This is a genomic window from Hydrogenimonas sp., from assembly GCF_029933015.1.
Lineage (GTDB): Bacteria > Campylobacterota > Campylobacteria > Campylobacterales > Hydrogenimonadaceae > Hydrogenimonas.
Genome location: NZ_JAOZOZ010000141.1, coordinates 1 through 4,146, shown reverse-complemented (window position 1 = coordinate 4,146; position 4,146 = coordinate 1). Strand labels below are relative to the sequence as shown.

Genomic DNA, 4,146 nt, shown 5'->3' with positions numbered 1-4,146 from the left:
CCCATCGCCGGCCTGGCGGCGACGATGACCAGGTCCCCTTCCCCGAAGCCCGACGTCATGCGGTTGAGCTCCTTGAATCCGGTGTCGACGCCGATCAGCATCGAGTTGCCCCGCTCTTTCATCTTCTTGATGTGCTCGAGGGTGCTCAGCGCCATCTCCTGGCTCTCCCTGAAATCCTGCGTCGAGGCTTCGGAGGTGATGGCGTAGAGTTTGGCCTCCACGGCGTCCATCACGTCGTCGGCCGGCAGGTCCTCTTCGATCGTCAGTTTCTTGATTTCGGTGGCCAGCGTCACCAGGGCGCGCTTCTGGGCCTTGGCCTTGATCTCCTTGATATAGGCGTGGGTGTTCGAAAGGGGGTTGGCGCTGAGGATATCCAGAAAGGCCGCCTCGTCGAAACGGTTTTTGTGGATCAGCTTCTCTTTGAGAAACTCCTCGTCGATCGGCTGATCGGCTCTGAAAAGCTCCTCCATCGCGGCAAAGAGATGCTGATGGAACGGGTGGTAGAAATCTTCCGGTTTCAGCTGCGCCGCGATCTCCTCGTACTGCTGCGGGTCGAAAATGACGGTGCTCAGCACCGCCCGCTCGATGTTCAGGTTGTACAGATGCTCTTCCATCAAAAAGAGTCCGCCATCGATACAGATATTACAACATTCTCAATTCTCAATTCTCAATTCTCCATTCCGTCTTCGGCGGCCGCCATCTTTTCCACCTCTTCCAGAAAGCGGTCCACCAGCTGCGCCTCGGGAAGCTTGGCGACCACCTCTCCTTTGACCATGATCAGCCCGCTTCCCTTGCCATAGGCGATGGCCACGTCGGCGCTCTTGGCCTCTCCGATGGCGTTGACCACGCACCCCATCACCGAAACGTTCAGAGGCGTCTTGATATGCTTCGTTCTCTCCTCCACCTCGGCCACCGCCTTGACCAGATCCGCTTCGATCCGGCCGCAGGTGGGGCAGGAGATGATGTTGAGCCCCTCTTTGGCCGCACCGCTGTCCTTGAGGATCGCCCGGCCCACTTCGATCTCCTTCTCCAGCTCTCCGGTGATGGAGACCCGGAGGGTGTCGCCGATCCCCTCCAGCAGCAGCGTACCCAGGCCGATGGCGCTTTTGATCGTGGCGTGAAAGACGGTCCCCGCCTCCGTCACGCCCAGATGGAAAGGGTAGTCGACCATCGGCCGCAGCGTCCGGTACGCCTCCACCGTGCGTTCCACGTCACTGGCTTTGAGGGAGATTTTGATGTCGGTAAAATCGAGATCCTCGAGAAACTTGATATTGTAGAGCGCGCTTTCGACCATCCCTTTGGCCGTCTGGCCGTAACGATCCTCGAACCGCTGCTCCAGCGACCCGCAGTTGACCCCGATACGGATGGGGATGTTGCGCTCTTTGCAGGCTCTGACCACCTCTTCGACCCGGCTCTTCTCGCCGATGTTGCCGGGGTTGATACGGATGCAGTCGACATGCTCGGCGGCGATCAGGGCCAGGCGGTAGTTGAAGTGGATGTCGGCCACCAGCGGCAGAGAGGTCCGCTCCCGAATCTCCTTCAGGGCTTCGGCATCCTCGTAGTCCGGCACGGCGACACGGACGATGTCGGCTCCCGCGAAATGGAGACGGTTGATCTGCTCCACCGTCGCCTCCACGTCCGCCGTGCGCGAATAGGTCATCGACTGCACCGAAATCGGCGCGTCGCCCCCGACGGGAACGTTTCCCACGAAAATTTGCTTGGTTGGATATCTTTTAATCATAATGTTGCAAGCCTCAAGACCAGATTTTCGAAAAGTCGAATGTCAATGTACATTTATCGAGTTCGAAAGAGGTTGACTCTTTTCGAAAATCGTTCACTTTCAGATAGTTTCCATCGGATTGGAGTCTGTAGAGTTTGGCTGTTCCCAAAGAGGGATAGACCAGTATATAATACTTCACCCCTTCTCGTCTGTACAGTTCGAATTTTGCCGTTTCATCCCTTCTCGCCGTAGAAGGGGAGATGATTTCGAAAACGATTTCAGGCGCTATCGTCAGTCGCTCTCCTTCATAGTCACAGACCACCACGACATCGGGGCGCACGACGGTATCGTCGGATATTTCGTAATCGATATCCTGTACAACGACACACCGATCGCATCCATGCGTGCTCAACCGTTCCAAAAGCTGTGAGGCGATGGCCAGAGAGATTTTCTGATGGGTGATTCCGGGCGCGGGAGACATCGCGTAGGGACGCCCTTCGATCAGTTCCCAGTCGCCTTCCCACCGCCGGTAATCTTCGAGTGTATAGTGTTCGTCATATTCGATCGCTTCCATAGAGGCGATTATACCACAAGGATCAGGCGAAATCGACGGGGTCCATATCGACCTCGAAAGTGCCGTCGTCGACCGCCTTGACGACACGCAGAAGGTCCCTGCGTCCGGCACTTCGAAGTAGAATGTTGAAACGGAATTTTCCGGCGATCTTCTCGATGGGCGCTTTGCCGGCGCCTACGATCTCCACCTTGTCGAAACGTTCGATCGCCTCCCTGATCCGCTGCACCTCCCGCAGGCCTGCGGCCTCCTCCTTCGAAGCGAAAAGGAGCCTACACAGATGCATCGAGGGTGGGTAGAGGCCCTGCCGGAAATCCAGCTCCTCCTGCAGAAATTTTTCGTAATTTCCTATATACCCGCTGAAAAACTCCGGCTGATTCGTCTGGACGATCACGGTCGCCTCTCTCGCCCGCCCCGCCCGTCCGGCGATCTGCACGAAGAGCGACTGCGCCCGCTCCCTGGCCCGATAGTCCGGAAGCGCCAGGATATAGTCGAGCCCCAGCACGATCGCCAGCGTGATGTCGGCGTAGTCGTGCCCTTTGGCGAGCATCTGGGTACCGACCAGCACATCGGTCTCTTTTTTGGAAAACTTATCCAGCGCTTTTTGCAGTTTGTTCGCCGTGGTGATCGTATCCTTGTCGAACTGCTGGACCCGGATGTCGGGAAAGAGCTCCTTCAGCTGCTCCACCACCTCCGCCGTGCCGATCCTGTCGGAGCGGATGATCGACCCGCACTTGGGACAGGAGGAGGGGATCTTTTCCGCGTAGCCGCAGTAGTGGCACTGCACCACCCTCTTGTGCCGGTGCAGGCTCATACCCACCGAACAGAAGGGACACTCCACCGTATAGCCGCAGCTTTCGCAGTAGAGGTACTTGAAGTTGGCCCGCGTGGGCAGAAAGACCAGGGCCTGCCCGCCCGTTTCGTGGTGTTCCCTGATCGCTTCGATCATCGTCGGCGTCAGGCGGCAGCCTCCCTTTTCGAAAATGTACCGTTTCTTCGTTTTGATGTAGGGTTCGGCGATCCGCACCACCGGATGCTTGGCGAACGACGCGGCGCTGGGCGTGGCGCTTCCGAGCACCACTTTGGCATCCAGTACCTTCCCCATGTAGAGCGCCAGGTCCCTCGCATGGTAGCGGGGCCGGTTGTGGGCTTTGTAACTGTCGTCGTGCTCCTCGTCCACGACGATCAGGCCGATATCGCTCAAAGGCAGGAAAAGGGCCGAGCGGGGCCCGGCTACGATGCGCACCCTGCCCTGCCGTATCGCCTCGAGCGTCTCTTCCCGCCTCTTTTTCGTCAGTTTCGAGTGCCAGATCGCCACCCTCTCTCCGAAATGCGCCTTCAGACGCTTCTCCATCTGGGGCGTCAGGCTGATCTCGGGCATCAGAAAGACGGCGCTCTTCCCCTCCCTCAGAACATGGGCGAAGAGCTTCATGTAGATCTCGGTCTTGCCGCTTCCCGTGGGAGCGAAGAGCAGAGCGCTCTTCTCTTTCAGAAGCTTCGTATAGGCCCTCTCCTGAGCCTCCGAAAGCGTGATATCCGGCGTCTGGGCATACTCCTGTGCGGAAAGGCTCTCCACGCAAAAGGGTTCGAAAAGGGCCAGGGCCTCACCGAAGGTCGTATGGTAGTACTCCTGCACGAAACGTGCCGTCTGTATCTGGTGCTTCGAAAATTCGAAAGGGAGCGTCTCTTCAATCGCATGGGTCTTGAAAGAGGGTTTTTCGACCTCCCGCAAAATCACGGCCCGGGTCCTTCTGCCCCGCACCGGTATCTCGACGAGAGTGTTCGTTTTTAAAGATTTGTGGGAGTGGTAGGTAAAAAAGGGAGCCCGTTTGCCCAGAAGGCAAACTTCGTAGAA

Annotated in this window: 4 protein-coding genes; all 4 read right to left on the bottom strand. The window is 57.7% G+C overall.

The window, feature by feature from the left end:
• Positions 1-614 (bottom strand): DnaB-like helicase N-terminal domain-containing protein (locus tag Q1K23_RS08210; RefSeq protein ID WP_300363719.1); only part of this gene is annotated, 614 nt, incomplete at its 3' end.
• 53 nt (positions 615-667) lie between these two features.
• Entirely contained in the window at positions 668-1,741 is a 1,074-nt protein-coding gene (gene ispG, locus Q1K23_RS08205) for a flavodoxin-dependent (E)-4-hydroxy-3-methylbut-2-enyl-diphosphate synthase (RefSeq protein WP_300363718.1), read from the bottom strand.
• Positions 1,742-1,754: 13 nt separating this feature from the next.
• Positions 1,755-2,294 carry a Uma2 family endonuclease gene (locus Q1K23_RS08200; protein ID WP_300363716.1) on the bottom strand — a complete coding sequence of 180 codons (540 nt, stop codon included), beginning with the start codon at positions 2,292-2,294 and terminating at the stop codon, positions 1,755-1,757.
• Positions 2,295-2,316: 22 nt separating this feature from the next.
• On the bottom strand, positions 2,317-4,146 hold a 1,830-nt coding region (locus tag Q1K23_RS08195), incomplete at its 5' end, for a primosomal protein N' (protein WP_300363715.1).